Source organism: Drouetiella sp. (genome assembly GCF_059504425.1).
Genome location: NZ_JCACIN010000092.1, coordinates 1 through 22211, shown reverse-complemented (window position 1 = coordinate 22211; position 22211 = coordinate 1). Strand labels below are relative to the sequence as shown.

General features: G+C 47.7%; 16 protein-coding genes, 1 tRNA gene and 2 pseudogenes. 8 read left to right on the top strand and 11 right to left on the bottom strand.

Going from position 1 to position 22211, the window contains the following annotated elements:
• Positions 1 to 51: 51 nt before the first annotated feature.
• Positions 52 to 354 carry a type II toxin-antitoxin system VapC family toxin gene (locus tag AC5JMP_RS21705; RefSeq protein ID WP_495853580.1) on the top strand — a complete coding sequence of 101 codons (303 nt, stop codon included), beginning with the start codon at positions 52 to 54 and terminating at the stop codon, positions 352 to 354.
• Between the two features lie 68 nt (positions 355 to 422).
• Here AC5JMP_RS21705 and AC5JMP_RS21700 read toward each other — a convergent pair whose 3' ends face one another.
• From AC5JMP_RS21700 to AC5JMP_RS21660, 9 genes are all read right to left on the bottom strand, one after another.
• Positions 423 to 1031, bottom strand: coding sequence for a hypothetical protein (locus AC5JMP_RS21700; RefSeq protein WP_495853577.1), 609 nt, complete (start codon positions 1029 to 1031; stop codon positions 423 to 425).
• The gene (locus tag AC5JMP_RS21695) at positions 1024 to 3897 is read right to left on the bottom strand and encodes a DUF3987 domain-containing protein (protein ID WP_495853576.1); all 2874 of its coding nucleotides are present in this window, start codon (positions 3895 to 3897) and stop codon (positions 1024 to 1026) included. The genes AC5JMP_RS21700 and AC5JMP_RS21695 overlap by 8 nt, the downstream gene beginning before the upstream one ends.
• Before the next feature lie 162 nt (positions 3898 to 4059).
• Positions 4060 to 5181 (bottom strand): site-specific integrase, encoded by a 1122-nt coding sequence (locus AC5JMP_RS21690; RefSeq protein WP_495853575.1) that lies wholly within the window; start codon positions 5179 to 5181, stop codon positions 4060 to 4062.
• A 340-nt stretch (positions 5182 to 5521) separates the two neighbouring features.
• A complete protein-coding gene (locus AC5JMP_RS21685; RefSeq protein WP_495853574.1) occupies positions 5522 to 6349 on the bottom strand; it encodes a hypothetical protein in 828 nt (275 codons plus the stop codon).
• 368 nt (positions 6350 to 6717) lie between these two features.
• Positions 6718 to 6873 carry a ribbon-helix-helix domain-containing protein gene (locus AC5JMP_RS21680; RefSeq protein WP_495853579.1) on the bottom strand — a complete coding sequence of 52 codons (156 nt, stop codon included), beginning with the start codon at positions 6871 to 6873 and terminating at the stop codon, positions 6718 to 6720.
• Positions 6874 to 7637: 764 nt separating this feature from the next.
• A complete protein-coding gene (locus tag AC5JMP_RS21675; protein WP_495853573.1) occupies positions 7638 to 8831 on the bottom strand; it encodes a tyrosine-type recombinase/integrase in 1194 nt (397 codons plus the stop codon).
• Between the two features lie 195 nt (positions 8832 to 9026).
• Positions 9027 to 9099: transfer RNA gene (locus AC5JMP_RS21670), tRNA-Phe, on the bottom strand.
• Between the two features lie 105 nt (positions 9100 to 9204).
• Entirely contained in the window at positions 9205 to 10365 is a 1161-nt protein-coding gene (locus tag AC5JMP_RS21665; protein ID WP_495853572.1) for a sensor histidine kinase, read from the bottom strand.
• 15 nt (positions 10366 to 10380) lie between these two features.
• Positions 10381 to 10998: a YbhB/YbcL family Raf kinase inhibitor-like protein gene (locus AC5JMP_RS21660; RefSeq protein WP_495853571.1), complete on the bottom strand. Its 618-nt coding sequence runs from the start codon at positions 10996 to 10998 to the stop codon at positions 10381 to 10383.
• Positions 10999 to 11268: 270 nt separating this feature from the next.
• On the opposite strand from AC5JMP_RS21660, the gene AC5JMP_RS21655 reads away from it, so the two are divergent.
• From AC5JMP_RS21655 to AC5JMP_RS21645, 3 genes are all read left to right on the top strand, one after another.
• Positions 11269 to 12534: an AmpG family muropeptide MFS transporter gene (locus tag AC5JMP_RS21655; RefSeq protein WP_495853578.1), complete on the top strand. Its 1266-nt coding sequence runs from the start codon at positions 11269 to 11271 to the stop codon at positions 12532 to 12534.
• A 195-nt stretch (positions 12535 to 12729) separates the two neighbouring features.
• Positions 12730 to 12975, top strand: coding sequence for a DUF8624 family small hydrophobic protein (locus tag AC5JMP_RS21650; protein ID WP_495853570.1), 246 nt, complete (start codon positions 12730 to 12732; stop codon positions 12973 to 12975).
• An 18-nt stretch (positions 12976 to 12993) separates the two neighbouring features.
• Positions 12994 to 13467, top strand: coding sequence for a GNAT family N-acetyltransferase (locus AC5JMP_RS21645; protein ID WP_495853569.1), 474 nt, complete (start codon positions 12994 to 12996; stop codon positions 13465 to 13467).
• Between the two features lie 49 nt (positions 13468 to 13516).
• On the opposite strand, the gene AC5JMP_RS21640 is transcribed toward AC5JMP_RS21645, so the two are convergent.
• A complete protein-coding gene (locus AC5JMP_RS21640) occupies positions 13517 to 13642 on the bottom strand; it encodes a hypothetical protein (RefSeq protein ID WP_495853568.1) in 126 nt (41 codons plus the stop codon).
• Positions 13643 to 13947: 305 nt separating this feature from the next.
• On the opposite strand from AC5JMP_RS21640, the pseudogene AC5JMP_RS21635 reads away from it, so the two are divergent.
• Together AC5JMP_RS21635 and AC5JMP_RS21630 are read left to right on the top strand one after the other, a co-directional pair.
• Positions 13948 to 14082 (top strand): annotated as a pseudogene (locus AC5JMP_RS21635) (IS256 family transposase); the annotation flags it as partial.
• A gap of 194 nt (positions 14083 to 14276) precedes the next feature.
• Positions 14277 to 14459, top strand: coding sequence for a hypothetical protein (locus AC5JMP_RS21630; protein WP_495853567.1), 183 nt, complete (start codon positions 14277 to 14279; stop codon positions 14457 to 14459).
• 84 nt (positions 14460 to 14543) lie between these two features.
• Here the strand turns inward: AC5JMP_RS21630 and AC5JMP_RS21625 are convergent, their stop codons facing one another.
• Positions 14544 to 16769 (bottom strand): PhoX family protein, encoded by a 2226-nt coding sequence (locus AC5JMP_RS21625; RefSeq protein ID WP_495853566.1) that lies wholly within the window; start codon positions 16767 to 16769, stop codon positions 14544 to 14546.
• Between the two features lie 431 nt (positions 16770 to 17200).
• Here AC5JMP_RS21625 and AC5JMP_RS21620 point away from each other — a divergent pair.
• Together AC5JMP_RS21620 and AC5JMP_RS21615 are read left to right on the top strand one after the other, a co-directional pair.
• A pseudogene (locus tag AC5JMP_RS21620) lies at positions 17201 to 17458 on the top strand (arsenic resistance protein); the annotation flags it as partial.
• Positions 17459 to 17856: 398 nt separating this feature from the next.
• Positions 17857 to 21720 (top strand): GAF domain-containing protein, encoded by a 3864-nt coding sequence (locus AC5JMP_RS21615; RefSeq protein WP_495853565.1) that lies wholly within the window; start codon positions 17857 to 17859, stop codon positions 21718 to 21720.
• Positions 21721 to 22211 lie beyond the last annotated feature (491 nt).

Genomic DNA, 22211 nt, shown 5'->3' with positions numbered 1-22211 from the left:
TGCGTTGATGCTGCCTTTAAAGAGTGTCCTAACGTATGTGCGTAGCGCTATATCACCAGCGAAATTACCCTGCTAGAAACGCTAATCCTGCCTATTCGCCAGTCAAACACTGACCTGATTCGACGTTACGAAGCTTTACTACTCTCTCCAGAAATTACTCTGGTTGCCGTTAACCAAACTATTCTCAGAAGTGCAGCGACCCTCCGCGCTCAAATAAATCTCAAAACGCCTGATGCTATCCACGCTGCAACGGCGCTGAACAAAGGCTGCACAGTATTTCTAACCAACGATGCCGATTTACGTAAGGTTCCAGGATTATCAACTGTTGTCCTTAAAGATGTGTTGAATGCTTAGGAGCGATCGAGAATCGGACACGGAGTCAACACTTCTGCTCGGTATTCCTATCTGATTACAATAATAAGTCAGTCCGATTGCTTCGCAGCTTCTATCCAATTTTCGATGCCTTTCCTCGTAGGCATCCCAGTCGTAGTGAATGCCCAAATATTTTGCCTAGGCTTCGGGCTATAGCTGATGTGTATGGGGCGATCGCTTCCATAAAAATACAGCGAATCAACCGGCAATTGTTTTTCTAGAATCCACTCTACAAGGCGATCGCTCTCCAACCCCAAAATCTGAAAATCACAGGCAGCACCGAGGCGATCGCAATAATAGCTGCCGTTTTGGTTCACCTCATGTGCCATATGCTGGTCTCGACTTGGATCAACACGACCATTCTTTTTTCCTGTCTGTGGGTCTTTCTGATTCAGGTATCGTTTCAAGTCTTTTGAGCAGAAGCCATAGGTGAGTTGAAATCGGCTTCTACTAAAGTGGTTAATGATAGGGTCAAGGATATGCAGGCAAAGTGTCTGCAATGCTGGAATTGTTTCCGCTAGATTCCTGGGGTATGGATCAATGGTGTCAGCATACTTCTGGTAGGTCTGAGTGCAAGTGCAAAACTCTTCCAGAGTAAGGTACTGCCCAATTAATTGAGAAGGTTGGACTTCCTTACCCCTACTCTGTGGCTCACTCATAAAGTGTTAACCACATTAGTGGAAAAACGCGACGCTCAAACGTTTCAGACTCCACAATAGCCTTTTGCTCCTGAATTGCTTGTACAGTCCAGACGGCCTTCAGTTCGTCAGGTGGGCGATTACTACCTTCGCCTGTCAAGACAACGCGATCGCCAGCTTGAATCACAGTATCAGTAACTGGGTAACAAATCCCTGTAGATCCCTGGTCAGGAGGGGAAGTTGGGGTGGTAACAATTCTGATAACATCAGGTAACAAATCCACTGGAGATTCATCCTTGCCATTGCTGCTGTTGCGTGAGCAATGCTCTGTGGTAGCACCAGTACTCAGACTATCGAGGGAGCTAGCAAGGCTGTTTTCAATCTTAAAATTCTGCTCAGTGGGTAGTTCAGGATTGGTGCCATTAGTTGTTACTGGGCTGTTACCATTTTTGTTACCTAGCGCAGTGTCCAATGAGTCAAAGCTTTCAGGAGGATTGTTACCACTGTTATCAGCATTCCCTTTTATGCGGATTGCATAATCTTTGCCAGTTTTGCCATTATCGATCGCGTAACCCAAATCGACAACTTGCTTCATAAAAGCTCTTGCTGCCTCAGCTTTGAGTTTCGGTTTTGCAGACCACCAATGAGTGACATTTCTAGCAGTAATCCAGCTACTGTTTCTAAACCGTTCAATGAAGCGAACAATCTTAGATGTTTCCTCATGCGAAACGGCTCCAGCATCAGCATAAATGAGTTGGGTCTGCCCAATTGACCATTTAGTGAAGGCGATCGCAGACTCTAGCAAATTGCTCGGAATAATCCGCTCTGGGATTCGGTCTTCGACTACGGCATTAATGCAGTGAACAACGAGCGCAATTCTGGCGGCTCTTTCTTTGCTTTTCGGATAAATTGCTCTGCGAGCAGGATTCGCTTCGTCAAGCTTTTGATCCTCACAATAGTTGTGCCAATCGACCCAAATTGCTCGTCCACGTTGGTCAAATTGATAGGTTTCAGGGGTTAGCGACTCCAGTCCTTGATAAAGACTTCGCAGCAGTCCAGAAAGGTCGTAGCTGACTCCTTCACCTGGCGCGGGCATTCTAGTTAGTGGTAGCTGAATCCAAAGAAACCTAGCCCAGAAGCCATCGACTTCATTTAAATCACCCATCTGCTTCCGCAGCACACAAGGTTGAATCGTTCCTGTGAGGCTAATTGCGGTTTGTGTCAAGGAAATTCTGCTTCCTGCCTTACGGTTAACCTTAACTGCTTTACCGTCATAAGCAGACAAAAGCTTTTGGCGATCGTTACCGCGCCCTCCAGAACGGTACTGATTGAATCCGTTGAAAAAGCTGGCAAACTCATCAATCGGAATTACCACACCCCGATCGGGTTGAGTGCTTAAGCAAGCCGCGATCGCCTCAAGGGTTGCATCTTGCAGATAGTACTCTCGTTGGACTGGAAAAAGAGGTTGATTACCCCGACTCTCCTTTGGACACTTCTGCCAATCCTCCAATTCATTTTCATATTGAGTGAACTCAATTTTGTAAATCTCATCTGCTTGGGCTTGCAACCCTTCTAGAGGTTTGAGTAGGCTGTCAAAGATTGGCGATTTGTTAGCTCCAGACTCACCCACAAGCCCCGTCCATAGAATGGGGGGGCAACGGTATTCCGAAGATGCACTAATTTCTAATTGAGTGCCAATCTTCAGCAGGGAAGCGGCAACTGGCAACAGAATCCCAACAAACGATTCTAAGGGAACGTTGAATTGTTTTGCTCGATGCATTAATGGAACTGTTAAGCGAAGGGAGAGCAAATCCTGAACTGGTACATGTTCCTCGGTTAGATGGACAAAGCTTTGAACTTCTTGAGCCAGTTCCTCAAAATCTTCTTCTAACTCCTGCAAAGGCAACGGTATTACCAGGATGTTACTGCTGTGAGTAACAGTTGGTGCAGAGCGATCGCTTTTACTTTCTCTAAACGGTGATTGCCAATTATTCTGTTTTGCCAACTGCCCTAGCGTTCCCAACCCAATGCCTCTACTAGGCTGGAAAGATTTCCAATGCCTTTCGCACTCGCCTGGCTTATAGTTAGTAGCTCCTCTGCTCCAGTCATCCCAGTCAACCAAGAGATTTTCATCTGCTGAATGTAGTGCCATTCCAACCTGAATCCAAGTGTCGTAATCTTCAGCAGAAGGAACCGCGGCAAGGTAGGAACGTGCCCAATCCCGAGTAGTGCAGAGCAGTGAAGCTGGGTGATGATTAGATTTCACTTGAGCAGGTTGATGTAAAGGAATATCCTTCAACATTCTCTCAATCAACCATTTTGGAGTTTCTGCGACCTCACATTCCTGAGGAGATTGACCTGGCAACCACTGATAAGAGTGTGTGAGCGGATGATATCCACCAACAACGGACTGACAACCATCCCATCGAAGCTCGAGTTGCTCAGGCTTTCCATCCTTATCTTGAGTTCCTGTTCTGATCTTTCGGGTAGCGATTGCATCCCAAAACTGCTCAGGTACTCTATAAATAGCCTGATAGCGTCCTTCCCGTCCTGATGTTACAACTAGAGTCTTGGGTAGTGCCTGAGCAATTGGTTGATTTGAAAGCTGCTCAACGAGTCCATCACAACTTGCTCCATCGTGATCAACAAACAAGAGACCACCTGATGGCTTACCACAAAGAACGCCAATTGCATACCACCAGTTAACGGAAGGGTGAAAGGTTTGACCTTCCTTAGAGGTGATTGAAAGCGATTCAAACATTCCAGCTTGAGTTGCTTTCCGAAAGTCCTCCAGAGCCAATGGCTTATTTTGCCAGTCTGTTCCCAAAGGTGCTTTTTTGTCTCCAACAGCAACAAGTGCCCATTCTTCAGGTAGTGTTTTCACCACTTCAAGAAGTTGCTGAGGCGTAGTCTCATGATTGCTGTTAGGATGATCACAAGAAAATTCTTTTTTAAGGCAATCGCCGATCACAACAGCAGTTTTTTTTGTGTCGATTACATTCATCATTCATTTCCTCTGCCGGTTTTACAGCGGATTTTAGGACTCCAACTAAGATTGATTGAAGATTGAAAGAAGGCGTTGACGATCGCCAGATGGCAATTGCAAAATCTGGTGAGCAATTTCCTCAACAGTGAGCGATCGACCACCTGAAAGTTGAGAGACAGACTCACCCATTGCTAGCTTCATGACCACTTCTTGAGCAACGGCAACTTTTTCAAATTTGTGGCGGCGATCATAAATCTGTGACTGTGTCTTTGTGCTATGGTGCATTGCTTCTGCTAGACTTTGCATCACCTCGTCTGAAGCACCATTACGCTTCATGTAAGTAATTAGCATGTGTCGGATCAGATGAGAAGTCGTAAGTTTTCCAGTAAGACGGTGAGTTGTCCGTCGAATGATGCTGGACAAGTCAGATGGTTTGTCGTAAGGCTTGCCATTCTCCTTAGTGAAGACGTAGTTATGCTTAGGGGAGAATTCGGCTCGCCACTGGTTTAACCAAGCCTCAAGGTAGGGATAGAGAACGTCAGGAACCATCAGCCATTGTTCACCATAGGTCTTTCCTGTCTTATAGTCGCCTTTCATTAAATGGATATACCACTTCCCATCTTCCTCAGCTTCAAAGATCTCATCAGGGCTGAGGGTGCCTCTAACAAGTGTTTTGCCAGACTCTAGTTCCCGCAGTATCCGCTGGCGATTTGGAGGTATGTACGCTAAAAAAGCGAACAACAGATAACGCTGAATGCTACGAGCGATCGCTGTTGGCGATCGCATCACTCCATAGCTGTAGACAGGCTGACATTCTGCTTCCAGGTGATGAACACAAGCCAGAAATTCGGGCCAATTCAACCACTTGAGGGACTCATCTGCGGCAGGGGGTGCATTTTCTGCACGCTGCTTAGCCTCCTTCAATTCCTGGCGCAGCATGATGATGACGGGGATATCGCCATAATTTTCCGCTGTTAAGGAATCAGTTTCCTCACAGTACAGAAACTTAGCAATTACCAGGAAAACTTCTACGATTCCTTTCTCTGTAGACGGATGAATCAGGCGTTCTTTGCGTAACCATTTCAACGCTGCTTTGAGAATTTTTTGAGTATCCTCTGCTGCTTGAACTGTCGCTTGCTCAATGAGTCGAGTGTCATCAAAGCTTTTTGCTTGGCGTAGTGCCATCTTTTTTGGAGCAAAGCGGACGAGATCAGTTAACCTCAATTCTTCCGCGGGAATTTTCTTCGTCCGATGCAACCAACCCAACAAGCGGTGAGCCCAGCCTATTTGAGGTATTGCCGTCTCCAAGCCAACTTTTTTTTTGAAGCAGTCAATCTCAGAATCAAGATTAACCCTGGCATCAAGTAAATTGTCAAAATCCATGCACAGATCAGAAGAGAATTGGTTTGCCTCTAAGGCATAATTGTCTTGACGAACCCGGTTCGTTGTCTTGGGATACTGAACTAGCTTCAATTCAGTTCGCAACTTATTGAGGCTTTCAATGACCAGAATGACTGGTTTATTATCATTGGAAGGATTTTGTATTTTCATAGTGAATGTATTCCGCAACGTAGGAAAAAGCTTGCAAAGCAAATCGTAATGTTGACTTTTTGTCTCCAATATTGACCCGCATCCATTCGAGATATTCCCGAACCAAACCAACGACTTGTTCAGCAGCACTCGTATCGTAGATTGCTTCAACTGGCACAAGATGGGCAAGGCTAAGTTCAGCTAGAGAAATACCCTTAACTCGGCATAGCCAACCGAAGACCCCTAAAAGCTCTCTGCTGTAACGTATCCATGAACTCTCTGCAAGATTAGGCTGGCGTATAGTCCTCATGTAGATGGAGAGCACATCGAGTTGTTGACTCAAACTGGACGGCAGTTCTTTAGGCTTCAACTTATGCCAATGCTCAACTCGTTTCTGGGGAACTACCATAGTTGGAGTTCTGCCATCAAGAACAGGCTCAACAGATTGCGTCCACCAGTCTTGCGATCGCCCCCAAACAATCATTTTTTTCAGTGCGGAGCGGTAAACTCTTCGACTGGCATAGGAGACGTGATCGCCAAATTGATCAAACACTTTATCTTGTGCTTCTAAAGCATATATAGCCTGATAAATAGAGATTTTCTCCATAAATTTCAAGCCTTCAATGGTTTCAGAGGGTAACAAATTACCATCTAATTTGAAGGGAAATCCCCATTCGGGCAACACGAAGCGGATGAGGCTGGTTTTTGTTTTGGCAATAATTGAATAAGCTTTTTTCTCATCAAATTCTTTTTTCAAGTAGACTTCATAAAGATGATAAAAATCAGCCAGACTGACTACTTTTCTAAAATCCAGGATCTTCACTTTTGCATTTCCTTTTTCTAATTTTTATCACACTTAAGGAATAATTTAAAGATTTTTTAAATACTTTATTACAATAGAAGTCAACAATTGCCAAGGCAAGTTCGTGGTACTTTCAGTTTTGAAACTCCGTGAAGAAAATAAGTGAAGTAGGCTCTGCCAAAGGATCGTACTGATTGCTGCTTCCCAGTCAATGTAATAAAGATTGAAATAAAGCCTTATTACATATTTAATTGAATAAGAGCTAAATCATGGAGGAGAGAAGCTTTAGCTCTTATTGAATAAAAACAGCTTTTTATAGAGTACTTCTATACTGAATAAAAATGGAATTACTGTCTCAATTAAGCTATTTTTTACCAAAAAAGCAGACACTACTTATTCCTTAGATTGAAGTTGATTAAGCCGCGAGCAGCTTGCTCAATGAATTCTGATCTGGAAAGCTGCATGGACTTTGCCAATTCGTCAAGTTTGGCGATCGCTGTACGAGTTAATGCGAGACAGACAGATGTTTTCACCTCTGAGTACATCTCCGGTCTGCCTCTAGTGCTTTTCAAACCTTTTTTAGCCATTTTAAGAGAGCCCCTCTGTTGCATAGGTTGAATGAATCTACTTGCGTTTTGTCTTTCCTTGATAAGACAGCAACAAGGACTGGTAATTCTCGATCGCCTTCTCATGTAAGCCAGGCAAGTGCTTATTCTGAATCCGGTCAAGAACCAATGGAACACAATATCTGACAGTTCTCAGGTTTAAGCGTATCCAGTGGACGTTCTCAACAAGAAACCCACTCAGTCGATACCTTTTAAGAGTTTCTGGAGATAGGTTAGTTAAACGAGACATTTCTCGTTTGTCTGCAAACCGAATTTGGTCTGTACTGGAAGCCGAAGCTGTGTGTCTCATGCGTAGAAAATCCTTTAAAATACAAAGACCGCCAACGCGATTGTTTTCGCATTGGCGGTCTCCTTCGATGGTTAACCGATATTCTGAGTAATTTTTGGAGAAGAAGTTACGTAGTGTCTTATGACTTCCCCTTCTCTTTCATCAAAGCTCATAAAACATGATTCGTCAAGTCATCTTGTGTATTTTTGTTCAAATTTAGGAGTCAAGTGCTGCTACCTGTTTAAGCAAGCCTCTACTTGCACTTGACATCCATGCATATAAAGATATTGAGTCTTGAGTCACCGATGGTGCCAGCACGAACTCTCAATCAATTAAGCGCGGCAGCCATGAAGGATATGATTTCAACTCTACAGTTCATATCCTTCATAGCTATCTTTTAGTGCTGCCATCAGTCTTAGGTGAGGTCAGGAGGCTTTGAATTTGGGAAATTAGTCGCTCCATAATGTTTATCAATCATTTCTGCGCTAGTTCCAACCCATCTACCAATTAGGATACTGCTGATGTTTTCTTCGGCGCACAGACTGATAAATGTGTGCCTACACTGATAGCTTTTGCGATGAGGAACATTGCACGCTCCTAGAACCGATTTCCAAGCACGGGTGGAGAAATTGTGTTGATCTAGAAAACCTCCTTTGGGACTGCTGAATAGAAAGGCTTCAGGATCTCTAATTTCAGGCTTTAAGTCGTCCAGAATTGCTCGAACATGAGAATTGATTGGGAAATCACGCTTTTTCTGAGTTTTTAGACCTTGCTTTAAGACTAAGCCATCTTCTGACACAACAATTGATTGCCTGAACTTAACTACAGTGCCGTCAACGTGCTTCCACTGCAATGCAGCTACTTCAGAAGGACGAGCACCAGTGGAGAAAAGAAACTTTACATAATTTGTGTAGTGTTTGTAATACTTATTCTTGAGAAAAGTTTCGATGATCAAATCCCGCTCTGCTTTGCTAAAAGGATTGATATCGTTATCCTCATCCGAGCCTTTGGGCTTTTTAATGGTCATAGCCAAGAATGGGTTGACCTCAATAAGCTTTTCGTCTACTGCCCACTTGCAACAAGCCTTTACTTGCGTTAGACACCGTCTCGCAGCGTCAAGAGTGAGGTTCTCCAGCAAGTAGTCCCGGATTAGACCAGCGTCCTCCAGTTTATCGCTGGGGAGTCTGCTGATATGATTTTTATGTTTGGTGAAGTCTTTATAGTAGGTGCTTGGGCTAACCTGATGCCTCTTAAACTGCGAATACTTCTCCCATAATTCAGACAAAGTCAGTTGACTTTGGGTAGAGGCATTGGGGGAAATTGGGGGAATTGACGAGTCTGTAGTAAGTGAAGCAGCAGGCTTGTACTTTCTCAAGCTCAGATCTACTTCACCATAGTCAATGTCTCGTTGAATCGTTCTCACTGTATCTCCAACCAACTGCCGATTGAGAGGCGTATCCTCGTAGCCAGTGGAGATATAGAAACGCTTTCGCCTAATCTCGCTATCCTCTTCAACAAGGTACGAGAAGACAATTTGCAGACGACCTTTTGTGCTCTTGAACTGAACTGAGCCTTTGCTGCCCTTACCCTGGTTGCCTTTAGGATACATTAATAGCTCCGGATGAAGATATATCCGTACTACTCACAGTATATCCACACTCCTCAAATTTTCCCCCAATTTTCCCCCAATTCGCTCTATAAACTGACCCAAAAATGCCTAAATATAGAACAGATGTACGGCAAACCTTAAAATAAAAAAGCCCCGAACGCTTGCGTCTAGGGCTTTTTACTTGATTTAATTGGATGCCAGGAACCAGACTTGAACTGGTGACACGAGGATTTTCAGTCCTCTGCTCTACCAACTGAGCTATCCCGGCGAGCTTTTTAAGCGCTTAATCAAGTTAGCAAACTTTGTGAAACCTTGGCAAGTCTTATGAGGAATGATGAGATAAAAATCGCTCCAAAACTTTTTAAGGGACTATTTAGGTGATTTTTGCAAGACTCCTTGGAGCGATCGGCAGAGAAAACTTGAACGTGCTTCCCACCCCGACCTGGCTTTCTACAGCAATCTTGCCCCCTTGCAGTTCTACTAATCGACGGCAGATGGCTAAGCCAATGCCTGTGCCACCCGAATTGCGATCGCGCGACCGATCGGCACGCCAAAACCGCTCAAACACATGGGGTAAATCTTCAACCGCAATTCCCTGACCCGTATCGGTTACGGAGATCCAGATTTTGTCAAGATTTGGCTCAACTCGTACTGTGATCGAGCCAGAAAGCGTATAGCGGAGGGCGTTACCAATCAGATTTACTAAGATTTGCTCTATGCGTTCAGGGTCTGCGAAAGCTGAGGGTATGGCGGGTGGATACTCCAGTACAAGCTGAGGACTGTCTTCGGCTAGTTGGTCAGAGAACCGTCGGACAATCGATCCTAGCAAGGGCTGAAGATCCAACGATCGCGCCTTAATCGGCAAATACCCTGCCTCCATTTTGGAAAGTTCCTGCACGTCGTTGACCAAGCGCTGCATTCGAGCTGTTTCCCTGGAAAGGCGATGATAGACTTCCTCAGAGGGTTCGATCGTGCCATCTGCCAGCCCTTCCAGGTAGCCTTTTAGCACCGTCAGCGGTGTGCGTAGCTCATGAGTCAGGTCGCCTACCAGCTCTCGACGACGCTGCTCTACGCCTTCCAAGGTAGCCGCCATGCGGTTGAAGCTAGTGGCAAGCTGGTCAACTTCTGGAATGTCGTGGGCGGGAACTCTTTCTTCTAGGTGTCCGGCAGCAAATTTTTTGGTGATTTCTTCCATTTGAATCAGGGGCTGGACAATCCGTTTAGTCACCAAATAGCTCAGCGCTCCAGCGGTGGATGCCCCAACGGCGATCGACCAAAATGCCCCTTGGTTCCAAGCATCTTCAAAGGTTCTGACCAATCTACCTTTGACTTGACTAACGGTTAAGTTGCCGACTTCAAATTGGTCAAGATATAGGGCAAAGAAGCGAGGAGAGGAAATTTTGCCGATGGTGAACAGCGTCATTAGTCCCACCACCATGACGATAATGTGGGATAGGAACAGACGCGATCGCAGTCCCATTTTTGTCGTTTCAATCCGCCTCTCTCCTGACCACTTTCCCATGACTCTAGACATACCTTCTGATGAATGTTATTGCCGTCGCGTATATTTTCCAGTTAAGGATGCTTCGGCCAAGGTGTGATTTTGCATCGCGTTGACTAAATCAGTTTGCGTAGTGCCAGGAGGCAAATCCATAGCCTGATCTAGCGCATACAGCTTAAAAATATACCGATGCGTCCCGCTGGGCGGGCAAGGTCCTCCGTAGCCATATTTGCCAAAGCTGCTCTTGCCTTGCATTCCGCCCTGCTTCAGAAAAGGCTGAGAGACAACTTTTTCGGGCAGTTGACGGGTATCGGGAGGTAAATCGTAAAGCACCCAATGGATGAAAGTCTGACCCGGCGCGTCAGGATCTTCCATGATCAAGGCTAGGCTCTTTGTTCCCGCAGGAGGTGAGTTCCACTCCAAAGCAGGTGAGATATTTTCTCCATCACAGGTAAATTTAGCTGGAATCAAGCCCTCAGACGTGAAAGCCGTGCTGGTGAGTATCATGGTTTTGACCGACGGGTCAGGGCTAGAGGAAGATGCGGTATTAGCGTCTGGGCGATCGCTTCCTGCACATCCCACCATAACTAGCGACACCCCTATCACAGCATCCCATGGGAAACTCACCGACCGCCCCTGTTTAATTCCTCTCGCTTGCTGGCGCATCCCTAATTTTTTCTCTATCTAACTTTCTCTATCTAACTTCTCTGCCTAAACCGCTCGTGTTTGCTCTAGAAGACCGCTTACAAAGCTATTTTGACTATTTTTATCGCTATCTCTCTAAATTTAGCCAATTTAGTCTAGCCAATCGTCGCTGATCTGGGTGACATCGCCATGTCAAATCTATGACGATAGTTCATGCGCCTCTGCGTAGGGTCTGCATATGAGAAAATGGCAAAGCCCGATCGCCCCCATTATCCGATCGCCCTTCTGTCTATGTCTTCGCTGCTTCAGGTCTTTCAAAGCCGCAAAATTCTGGCTCTGCTGCTGCTGGGATTTTCTTCAGGGCTGCCGCTGCTGTTGACGAGCAAAACGCTGCAAGCCTGGATGACGGTAGCAAACGTTGATTTAAGAGACATTGGCTTGTTTAGCCTGGTGGCGCTGCCCTACTCACTCAAGTTTCTCTGGTCGCCTTTGCTCGATCGCTTTGTGCCGCCGTTTTTGGGACGCAGAAGAGGCTGGCTGATAATAGCTCAAGTGGCTCTGGTGCTGGCGATCGGGGCAATGTCGCTGCAAGATCCGAGCAAAAATTTGGAACTGCTGGCGATCAATGCCCTGGCGATCGCTTTTTTTAGCGCCAGTCAGGATATTGCCTTTGATGCTTATCGAGTGGATGTGCTGGAAGAACGAGAAGCGGGAGCAGGAGCTGCCATTACGGTGCTGGGCTACCGAATTGCTCTGTTGGTGACTGGCGCTCTAGCGCTGATTCTAGCCGATCGGATGCCTTGGACGATCGTCTATCTCTATCTGGCAGGACTAATGGCGCTGAGCATCGGCTTTACGCTGTGGGCACCAGAACCAGAGCGGCGCGTTCGCCCCCCTGAGAGCTTGGCAGAGGCGGTAAAGCTGCCGTTTTTAGAATTTTTCCAGCGATCGGGCGTGCTGCGAGGCTCGGTAATTCTGGTCTTTGTCGTGCTATACAAATTTGGGGATGGGTTGGTCAACAACATGGCAACTCCTTTCCTGCTCCAGACAGGCTTTAGTCAAACCGATATTGGTCAGATTCAAGGCGGCATGGGCTTGCTGGCAACGATCGTAGGGGCGCTGACGGGAGGCGCGGTGCTTAGCCGCATTGGCATTAACCGATCGCTGTGGATCTTTGGAGCTTTACAGGCGCTAAGCAATCTCGCTTATCTAGCGCTGGCGCAGGTAGGGCAAAACTACTCACTGATGGTGCTGACCATTAACATTGAAAACTTTTGTGCAGGGCTGGTCACGGCGGCATTTGTTGCTTTTCTGATGAGTTGCTGCAATCCTAGCTTTTCAGCGACTCAGTTTGCGCTGCTGTCTAGCCTGATGGCGGTGAGCCGAGATATTTTGGTTGCGCCCGCTGGGCAAATTGCCAAAGTCACAGGGTGGGCACCTTTCTTTCTGCTGTCTCTGGTGGCGGCATTGCCGGGACTGCTGCTGCTGCCGATTTGTGCGCCCTGGAAGTCGCCAGTCCCTGCTTTGTCTCGTCCTGGACTAGAAGACTCTGAATAAGACGGGCGTTGCTGATTTTAGGTATGATTTTTTGGAAAGGGGCGCAGAGCGCCCCTTTCCAAAAAAATCGCGCCCAGATTAAGCAATGCCAGAAAACGCAGGGTGAAGCGTAAGTTGTAGGATATGAGAAGGGCTTCACAAATCTTGAAATGGTTTGAGAACAGAAGCTCTAATATCCTACCCCAGTCCCCACCCATGGCTATTTTCCGTCAATACATTGCGCCTCTGATCGTAGTCTTTATTTTTTTGCTCTCCTTAGTTGCCGTGAGCGCCCGAATTTTTCTACCGCAGGATATGGCGGCACCCGCGCCCATTGAGGACGTGGATCAAGCCTCTGGAAAAGCTTTTGAGCGAGCCGTAGATGTGGCTGGATTGCCTGCCTCACTTGACGCATTAGTGCGAGGTCTCTCTCCTGTAGACACAGCTGGGATGCAGCTTTAACCGCTTGTGAAGCTAACTGTGAGCTTTCCTGTTCCGGGCTACAACTTGCGATCGGGTTCTCGGCTAGATCGGGCGTTGCTCGTCAAATTTATGCAGCGTACCTACGAGGAGCTGTACCCTAAGCAAAGCTTTGCTCATCTGGCGCAAACGGTAGAGCAGCACCTTGGCGCAGATACGCTCCTCTGGTGGGTAGATACAGGGCAGCCTTCGCCAGTTGCCTGCCTGTGGATAGGCAATGCCACCGATCAAATCACGGGCGATCGCCATGCCTACATTTTTTTGCTCTATGTCAGCCCAGAGCATCGTCACCGAGGCATTGGCTCAGCTTTGATGCAGTGGGCTGAAACCTGGGCGAAAAAACGGGGCGATCGACAAATGGGACTACAGGTTTTTCATGACAACCAACCCGCCCTCAGCCTCTACCAGAAATTAGGCTATCAGCCCCATTCTTTTTGGATGGTGAAGTCCTTAAATGAACCTCCAAGAGATTAACCCATATGAGATCAACTCTAACGGCTGAACGGTGAGTGCAGGAATCTAGCTATCGGACTTGACAGACTGAAGCTGAGGGTACTTTTCTACAGAATCCACCATTTTCAGCCATGGCTTCGCTGCTGAAACCTGCAAGGGCGAGGGCGGCGATCGAAAGAATGATGAAGTGTTTCATACGTCAACCTGCAAATAAAGAACGTTTTCTCTGACCTCTTTAGAATCGGCTACTCTGCTGAGAAAGCCATGAGGGCTTTCTGAGAAAAGGCTAAGGAGTTTCTGAAGAAATCCTGAGTCAGAAAATAGGGCTGTCGCCAGTTTGCCTAGAACATTTAGGGTGGGGCGCGAAGCGCCCCACCCTAAATGTCTCCGTCCTAACCCAATACTTCTCGGATAGGGCGATTTACAGGTTTATAAGGATACTGCAGCCCTTGAGATTCTGTAGGCAAAAAACCTTGGGAAATCCTTAGCCGAGAGGTATTGAGCGATGAATCAGCGATGCAGGTCATCAACTGGGCGATCGCTCATATCTCCAAAAAGTGGACAGTGCCCATTCGAGATTGGAAAGTAGCTTTGAATCGATTTGCTATTGAATTTGAAGGCAGGTTTCCACTGTAGGATTTCTCTCTTGACACAAACTATTTTATAAACCCGATCTAGAACGCTATGAACCATTCATTTCGCGATTGGATAGTGGTATTTAGATAAGGACTACCCGCGATTGAAGAGACGATTGAGAAGTAAATGGAGCAAAGCTGCAACTTAGCTTTGAAAGCTATTTGACGCCTTAATCTTGGCGATCGCTCACCTCCATGCACAATGTCATCTTGATCTTCGTAGTATTGTTGCTGATCAGTGGCTATCTATCCCGTTGGATTGGGCGGCTATTGAGACTAGAAACGGCTGCTAACCGCATCTGTGGTGGTGACGATCGTCGCTCTTCAATCGCGGGTCAAATTGATGAGGATGATCGAGTATGTGTGGTGGGTGCTTAAGCGGTTTTGCAAGTAATTGACCGCCAAAAAAGCCTGACCGAAGTCAGGCTTTCCTCAAGTTGACGATCCTCGAACTAAGGCCGCTTAAATGGCAATTTTGCCGCCATCATTGCGAGTAATGATCACCGTAGCCGATCGAGGACGCGCATTACCGCCATCGGGCCAATGACTGGTAAACAATGCTGGGTCAGTCACCGACTCACTGTTTTCACCAGGATGCTGAATGTTGACAAAAATCGCTTTGCCATCAGGTGTTTCCGTAATGCCAGTAATCTCGCAGTCGCGAGGGCCGACTAGAAAGCGACGCAACACGGTTGGGCTAGCAGTCTGCCCAACATAAGTTTTAACCATCTGCTCACCATCAGCATTGCTGGGTACAGCCTTGCTCGCCACCATTTTGGACTCGCCATCCCCCACTGACCCCGGCAGTGCTGCCAGCATCATGCAGTTTGTTTTATCGGTGTAGTATCCATCATCCGTTTGAATCCACAGCAGCCCCGGCATAGACTCGCTAAACCAGATACCATCTGGGCTAGAGAAATCATTCTCATCCGTTAGACTGGACAGGTTTACATTTGCCTCAGCATCGGCCTGAGCACCAAACAGGTAAACATCCCAGGCAAAGGTGGTTGCCGTTGGCTTATTCCCAGACTCGCGCCAGCGGATAATGTGACCGTTGACATTGCCCTGAGTGGTTTTGTCACTCTTGACATCTGCATAGTATCGAGGGTTGGCCGCATCTAGCGGTGTCTTCACACCTCGACCATTGCTGCTCGACACATTATTGGTCAACGTAAAGTAAACTTCACCATTGACCGGGTTGACCCCGCCCCATTCTGGGCGATCCATCTTGGTGGCTCCGGCAGCATCCGCTGCAATCCGAGCGTTGATCAACACATCCGCTTCGTCGGCAAAAGCATAGTCAGCGTAGTTAGCCACTTTCGGATTGCTCAGGGTCAGGGGCAACCATTCGCCTGTGCCATCCTCGTTAAATTTCGCGGCATAGAGAGTGCCCGCATCCAAATATTTATCCCCGGCTGCTAGTCCGCCCGTTGCATCTCTGGGATCCCATGCCGCAGCGGAAACAAACTTATAGACGTACTCGTTACGAGCATCATCACCGGTGTAGAAAACTAGGGGTTGACCCGCAACAACTTTAGCTGGCCAAGCTCCTTCATGCGCCATGCGACCCAGGGTCGTGCGCTTCTTGGGGGTGACATCTGGGTTAAAGGGATCAATTTCTACGACCCAGCCAAAGGTATTCGCAACGTTACGAAAATCCTGGTCTGCACTGTTGCCAGTCTTACTAGCATCCCAGCGACGGTAAAGATCAGTGTTATCAGTTGCGCTTGCCCGCGACCAGTTGTAGCGACCAGACGTGGCGTTACCGACCCCGTAGCGTTTGAGAGATGCTAATTCTTTCTGGGAGCGAGCAGTATCCTCTTCCCGACGATGGAAGTATCCTGCCCAGTTTTCTTCACCGCTAAGGTACGTACCCCACGGGGTGTAGCCATTACCGCAGTTGTTCAATGTGCCGCGCGTCTGTTCGCCATTGGGAGAAAAGGCTGTAGCCATCATAGAACTGCGACGGGCGGGTCCAGAAATCTCGAAAACAGTTGCTGCGGTTACGCGACGGTTGTATCGCGAGTTGAGATTGATCTGATAGGTTGATCCCTGTTTGGCGATTTCAACAACCGTGACCCCATGCGCGGCGACTTCTTTGTCAATTTCAATGGGGGGGCGGGCAGCGGTGCTTTCTGGGCCATACTCTGTCGGACCATTGGGATGGACAAAGCCCAAATCTTCGCAGACTTCGTGGTTGATGGAGAGCAGAGCGCGATCGCTATTGGTCGGGTCCCAGCCATTGGAGCCGAATCCAAAGTACTGCATGGCATCGTGATGATCGCCTACCCGAACCTCAAAGTCGTTATCGGTGCCGTTGTTCTTGTAGGGCGTAACGTTGCGTTTGATCGGATCACCTGTAGCCAGAAAAACCCTGGCAGTGTAACCGTCAGGAACAGTTAATGTGTCAGCAATCGTTTTAGCAACAGGATTGAAACTGAGAGAAAAGTTCGATGCTGCTTTGGCAACTTGCCCTTTTTGGTTAACTCCATCTGCAAGGAATGCTAACCCCATACCTAACATGGAAGCGGCTGCCAGAGATGAGCTACCCTTGAGAAAACCCCGCCGCCCCATCCGCGCACGGTCTAAAACTTGGCTGAATGAGTCATTCGTAGAGGTATTGTGGATAGCATCTTCAGAAGCGGCAAACTTCTTGATGATGTGTTGAATGCTTTTCTTTTTCGGCATAGCAGAGCAGGCGGAAAAACCGAGACACAGGACACAGCTACTCTATAAGGATTAGGTTAAGAAGAGGTTTAACGTTTGTTTAGCTTATCTTTAAGAAAGGGTAGAGGCTCAAATATCAATAAGATCACAAACCGTTAGCTTGGCGGCGTGGGATTAAGAGTTTCAGGTTGTGCAATCCTATTCCTCCAATCTGGGCTTGGGTGATCGACCAAAGTGTAGCCAAGGCTTACCTCGAAGCAGCCCTGCTGCGCCAGTGCGCCCACAACGAGCGAGCTGAGATTGAAGGAGCTTGACCCAGGCTTAGCCAATCAATTGCATCATTCAGGAGTGATCCATGAGCGCTTCAGATTCTAATAGTCAGCAGCCCACGACTGAACCCACCGAAACGGTAAGTGTGTTTCAGCGCTATCCTAGACCACTTTAAACCCCAAAGACTCAAGCTTTCCTATGGAGATGCAGCTCCGGCGGCGATGATTGGGGCTAGTAACCACTTTGAAGTGGCGATCGCCACTACCGTGATCCTATTCGGGGTTAATTCTGGTGCGGCACTAGCAACCGGAGTGGGGTGCTGATTAAAGTCCTAGTGACGTTAATGCTAGTGGAAATTTCTAAACGCATGGCATTCTGGTTTCCACGAGAGCCAGATAAAAGCAAGCCTGCGCGATCCATGCTGCCGGATTCCTGGTTAAAGCAAGATCTCATCCCTAACACCCACGATTTATAGCTGTCGCCAGTTTGTTTAGGACATTTTTGATGGGGTGTTAAGCGCTCTATCAAAAATGTCCCCGTCCTAACCGCCTTGGCGGTCGCCATATTGCATGAGGGGAGATTTCTCCAGCTAAGTTTGCATCAGATAGCGAAGTTTACAAATCAGATAACGAGGCTACGGTTGCTTCAACATTAAAGGCTTTTCAGAAGTTCTACCAGAGATAGGTTTCATTCAAACTGCTGACGTGATACTCGTCATATTAAATAATAGGTGGTGTTCGGGTAATGATTTTTTAGGACTACCAAATAATCTACCAATTAGCAGAATTATGAACCAGCATTAAAGTAAACCTGCTCTAATTCACGCCCTCGTTGAAGTATGTCTGACCCATTACCGCAAAAACCTTTGTCCCCACCGATCCCTAGCAACGAGACTGAGCGGCTGGCAGCGCTACATCGTTACAAGATTCTCGACACGCCTCCGGAAGCAGCGTTCGATCGCATTACAAAACTGGCAGCGCGGCTGTTTGACATGCCCATTTCCCTCATCTCGTTGGTGGACACGTCGAGAGCCTGGTTTAAATCTTGCGTTGGGTTTGGAGCCAATGAAGTGCCTCGCGATAAAACCCTGTGCAGTTTTGCCGTGTTGACCGATAAGCCGCTGATTGTTCCTGATGCCCGACTGGACGATCGCTTTACCTGCAATCCCTTTGTGCAAAGTGAACCGGGTGTACGCTTCTATGCAGGCGCGCCCCTGCTCAGTCGTGACGGCTTTAATTTAGGAACACTGTGTTTGCTCGACAGTCAGCCCCGTGCTTCATTAACGACCGAGCAGCAAGCCACATTGGTTGACTTAGCCGCAATGGTGGTTGATGAGCTGGAACTAAGATTAGCGGCTCATCAAATTGCTCAGGTCGATGCAGCGCTGCTGGAGGTAATGCAAGGGGTCTCCACGGTCATAGGTCATGCGTTTTTTCCCGCTTTGGTACAACATCTGACCAAAGCACTGGGCATGAGCTACGCCTGTATCAGTTTGTTGGTGAACGAGCACCCAGAGGCATTAGAAACAATTGCTTTTTGCGCTCAGGGTCAAATCATAGACAACATGGAATATGGGTTGCAAGATACGCCTTCCCTGGAAGTGATTCAGCAACAGAAGCTGTGTTACTATCCACAGGGAATTCAGGCTTTGTTTCCCAAAGATCACGTCTTGGCTTCGCTGAGCGTTGAGAGCTATGCCGCCATTCCGTTTTTTGATTCAGCGGGCAAACCGTTAGGATTGCTAAGCGTGATGGACGGCAAGCCTTTAGAGAATCTTCAGCTTGTTCAATCTTTACTGACCATTTTTGCTGTGCGAATTGCCGCTGAACTGGAACGGCAGCAGGCTGCGGAACGCTTGCAACTCTATGCTGATATAGTTCGTGATACTCAGGTGGGCATGGTCGTTTGGCAACTCGAAGACCTCAATGATCCAGGTTCCTTCCGCTTGCTCATTGCCAATCCTGCGGCTTCAGAGTCAACAGGGTTTAATTTCGAGCCACTCATTGGACGGACAATGGCAGAGCGTTTCCCAATGCTGTTGCAAACGCCACTGGTGCATCAGTATATGGAAGTGGTTCGTAGCGGACAAGCGCTAGATTTTGGGGAGGTCTCCTATGGAGAAGATGGCATCACTGCTGGGATTTATAGCTTAAAAGCGTTTCCGTTGCCCAATCGCTGTTTGGGTTTGGCCTTTGAAAATATTACTGCCCGTAAGCGCATTGAAATCCAGTTACAGGAGAGTCAACGCTATAGCCAACAAATTGCAGAAGCCATGCCAGGTATTCTGTTTGTGCATGATCTCATTGAACAGCGCAATGTCTACACGAATCGCCAAATCGCTGATTTTTTGGGATACACCTCTGAGCAAGTGCAGGCCATGGGAGCCGACGCTATCCCTACGCTGATTCACCCGGATGATTTAGAGAAAGTATTGAAATACTTTGAGTCTTTTCGTTCTGCTCCAGAAGGTACGGTTTTGGGAATTGAGTATCAGGCGCGTCATGCCAGTGGCGAGTGGCGTTGGCTGTACTCACAATCCGTGGTTTTCAACCGAACGACAGAAGCTTTACCCCACCAGATCTTAGGGATTTCACTCGACATTAGCGATCGCAAATGGGCGGAAGAGCAATTGCGCCGTGCTGCCAAATTGGATGCATTCCGCCTCTCTCTCGCCGATGCGCTTCGCCCCCTTGCCGATCCAGTCGAGGTTCAGGCTACGGCCAGCCGGGTATTGGGCGAGTATCTCGGCGCAAACCGCGTGGCCTATTTCGAGGTGCGTGGTGCTGGGTATGTTGTTGAGCGCGATTATGTCAATGGTGCCGCCGCCCTTACGGGTGGCTACTCAATGGATTCATTCGGTCCCAAATTGCTCACAGCGTACCGCGCTGGTCGTACCGTATCCATACCTGATGTGGCAACCGATCCTCATTTGTCTTCAGAGGAACGGTCAGCTTATGCCGCGATTCAGATTGGTGCTTATGTTGGCATACCCTTGCTCAAGGAAGGCGAATTTGTCGCTGGACTGGCAGTCCACGCATCCGAATCGCGAGTTTGGACACCGGATGAGGTGTCTTTGGTGGAAGAAGTTGCCGAATCTACTTGGGCGGCAGTCGAACGCGCCCGTGCCGAAGCCGCTCTGCGCGAGAGTGAAAACCGCTTACGGCTGGCGCTGAAGTCAGCACAACTAGGTGCATGGGACTTCAACCCCATGACAGATGTATTGCAATGGGATGAACAATGCAAAGCCATGTTTGGGGTATCGCCTACAGCAGACATCAACTACGAGATCTTCCTGGCAGGCTTACATCCCGAAGACCGCGATCGCACTAACCAAGTTGTGCAATATTCTCTCAATCCTGAAAGTGGTGGAGAGTATGATATTGAGTTCCGCACCATTGGTATTGAAGACGGCGTAGAACGGTGGATTGCAGCAAAGGGAAAAGCATTTTTCAGCCCCGCAGGGATTGCTATCCGCTTTATCGGCACCGTCCTCAACATCACTAATGTGAAACGGGCTGAGGCCGAACGAGAACAACTGCTGGAACGGGAACAAGCAGCACGCGAGACGGCTGAACGAGCAAACCGTATTAAAGATGAATTTCTCGCGGTGCTGTCCCATGAACTACGATCGCCTCTCAACCCGATCTTGGGTTGGTCAAAGCTATTGCAGCAGGGGAAACTGGATGAAACTCGTCAACGTGAAGCTTTGGCAACGATCGAGCGCAATGCCAAGCTACAAACACAGCTAATTGACGATCTACTCGACATCTCCCGCATTATGCAGGGTAAGTTGAGCTTAACGGTCACTCCTGTCAGTTTGACGTTTGTGATTACGGCAGCAGTCGAAACAGTGCAGTTGGCGGCAGAAGCCAAGAATATTCAAATCTTGCTAGACCTCGCGACTGCGACTTCTCTAGTCTCTGGCGATGCGGCTCGGTTACAGCAAGTAGTCTGGAACTTACTCACTAACGCCGTCAAGTTTACGCCAAATGGTGGGCAAGTAACGATTGAATTGCGGCAACTCGACCAATTGGCCCAAATTTGCGTAACAGACACTGGAAAAGGCATCGATCCACAGTTCTTACCCCATGTATTCGAGTATTTCCGTCAGGCAGATGCCACAACGACTCGTAAATTTGGTGGATTGGGTTTAGGACTGGCGATCGTGCGGCAAATTGTGGAAATGCATGGAGGCACCGTTTGGGCAGAGAGCGAGGGAGAGAATCAAGGTGCAACTTTTACGGTACAGTTACCCCTCAATCTACAGGCACGTTCAATCGAGCCAGAATCACCCCACGACGGCACTCTGGCAGAAACTCCTTTAGGCAATCTACAAATTTTGCTAGTAGACGATGATGCGGATACTCGCGAGTTTCAGGCGTTTCTGCTAGAACAAAGTGGAGCGAAAGTAACTGCCGTTGCGTCTGGAGTTGAGGCACTGCAAGCCCTCGACCGATTCATCCCCCATGTGTTGGTGAGTGACGTGGGCATGGCGGAAATGGATGGCTATATGCTGATCCGGCAAATTCGATCGCGTCCTCACAACAAAGGGAGCAACCTTCCAGCGATCGCCTTGACTGCTTATGCCAGAGATCTTGATCGACAGCAATTATTGCAGGCTGGTTTTCAACAGCATTTAGCAAAGCCAGTGGAGCCAGAAGTATTAGTGCGGGAAATTGCTAAGCTGCTTAAACATAACTGACTTTTGTAGAAGCTTTTCTATCGTAAGATTTCTCCAGACGAGTCGGGTAGATGACTGCTTGGTTCAGCCTAACGCAATCCAATAGTCTTGATGAAAAGTCCCATAACTCGCGCTTTATAAAGTCATTTATTTTCATAAGGATCAGTTCATTTTAAGGCGAGATCGGAGTCGAGTTAAACTCAACTCCCGCTCGGCTCAAAGGATGCTTGAAAAGTCCAACTATGGGTAGCGAAACGTTTCAGATCTTCCTCAATTCCCCTTTTTAAGGGGAACTTTGAATTCATTTCCCTTTTTTTAAGGCTACATGTACACACATCTCGCATTACTAGCTGAACATACTGCATTCGCCCCTCAAAATTTGTGTGACATTTTCCTATCTGACATGACATGATTGGCTACTACCAATTTAATGTGAGGAAACATATAAGTATGAGTCCTTAGTGGTGCAGAAAAGTAAATTGTTTCAAGAGAAAAAGGTTGTCACGCGCGAG

Coding starts and splice junctions, on each gene's coding strand:
- AC5JMP_RS21700 (WP_495853577.1), bottom strand. CDS start 1,031: ATGAGTGAGCCACAGAGTAGGGGTAAGGAAGTCCAACCTTCTCAATTA.
- AC5JMP_RS21690 (WP_495853575.1), bottom strand. CDS start 5,181: ATGGCACTACGCCAAGCAAAAAGCTTTGATGACACTCGACTCATTGAG.
- AC5JMP_RS21680 (WP_495853579.1), bottom strand. CDS start 6,873: ATGTACTCAGAGGTGAAAACATCTGTCTGTCTCGCATTAACTCGTACA.
- AC5JMP_RS21675 (WP_495853573.1), bottom strand. CDS start 8,831: ATGTATCCTAAAGGCAACCAGGGTAAGGGCAGCAAAGGCTCAGTTCAG.
- AC5JMP_RS21665 (WP_495853572.1), bottom strand. CDS start 10,365: ATGTCTAGAGTCATGGGAAAGTGGTCAGGAGAGAGGCGGATTGAAACG.
- AC5JMP_RS21660 (WP_495853571.1), bottom strand. CDS start 10,998: ATGCGCCAGCAAGCGAGAGGAATTAAACAGGGGCGGTCGGTGAGTTTC.
- AC5JMP_RS21655 (WP_495853578.1), top strand. CDS start 11,269: ATGTCTTCGCTGCTTCAGGTCTTTCAAAGCCGCAAAATTCTGGCTCTG.
- AC5JMP_RS21650 (WP_495853570.1), top strand. CDS start 12,730: ATGGCTATTTTCCGTCAATACATTGCGCCTCTGATCGTAGTCTTTATT.
- AC5JMP_RS21640 (WP_495853568.1), bottom strand. CDS start 13,642: ATGAAACACTTCATCATTCTTTCGATCGCCGCCCTCGCCCTTGCAGGT.
- AC5JMP_RS21630 (WP_495853567.1), top strand. CDS start 14,277: ATGCACAATGTCATCTTGATCTTCGTAGTATTGTTGCTGATCAGTGGC.
- AC5JMP_RS21625 (WP_495853566.1), bottom strand. CDS start 16,769: ATGCCGAAAAAGAAAAGCATTCAACACATCATCAAGAAGTTTGCCGCT.
- AC5JMP_RS21615 (WP_495853565.1), top strand. CDS start 17,857: ATGTCTGACCCATTACCGCAAAAACCTTTGTCCCCACCGATCCCTAGC.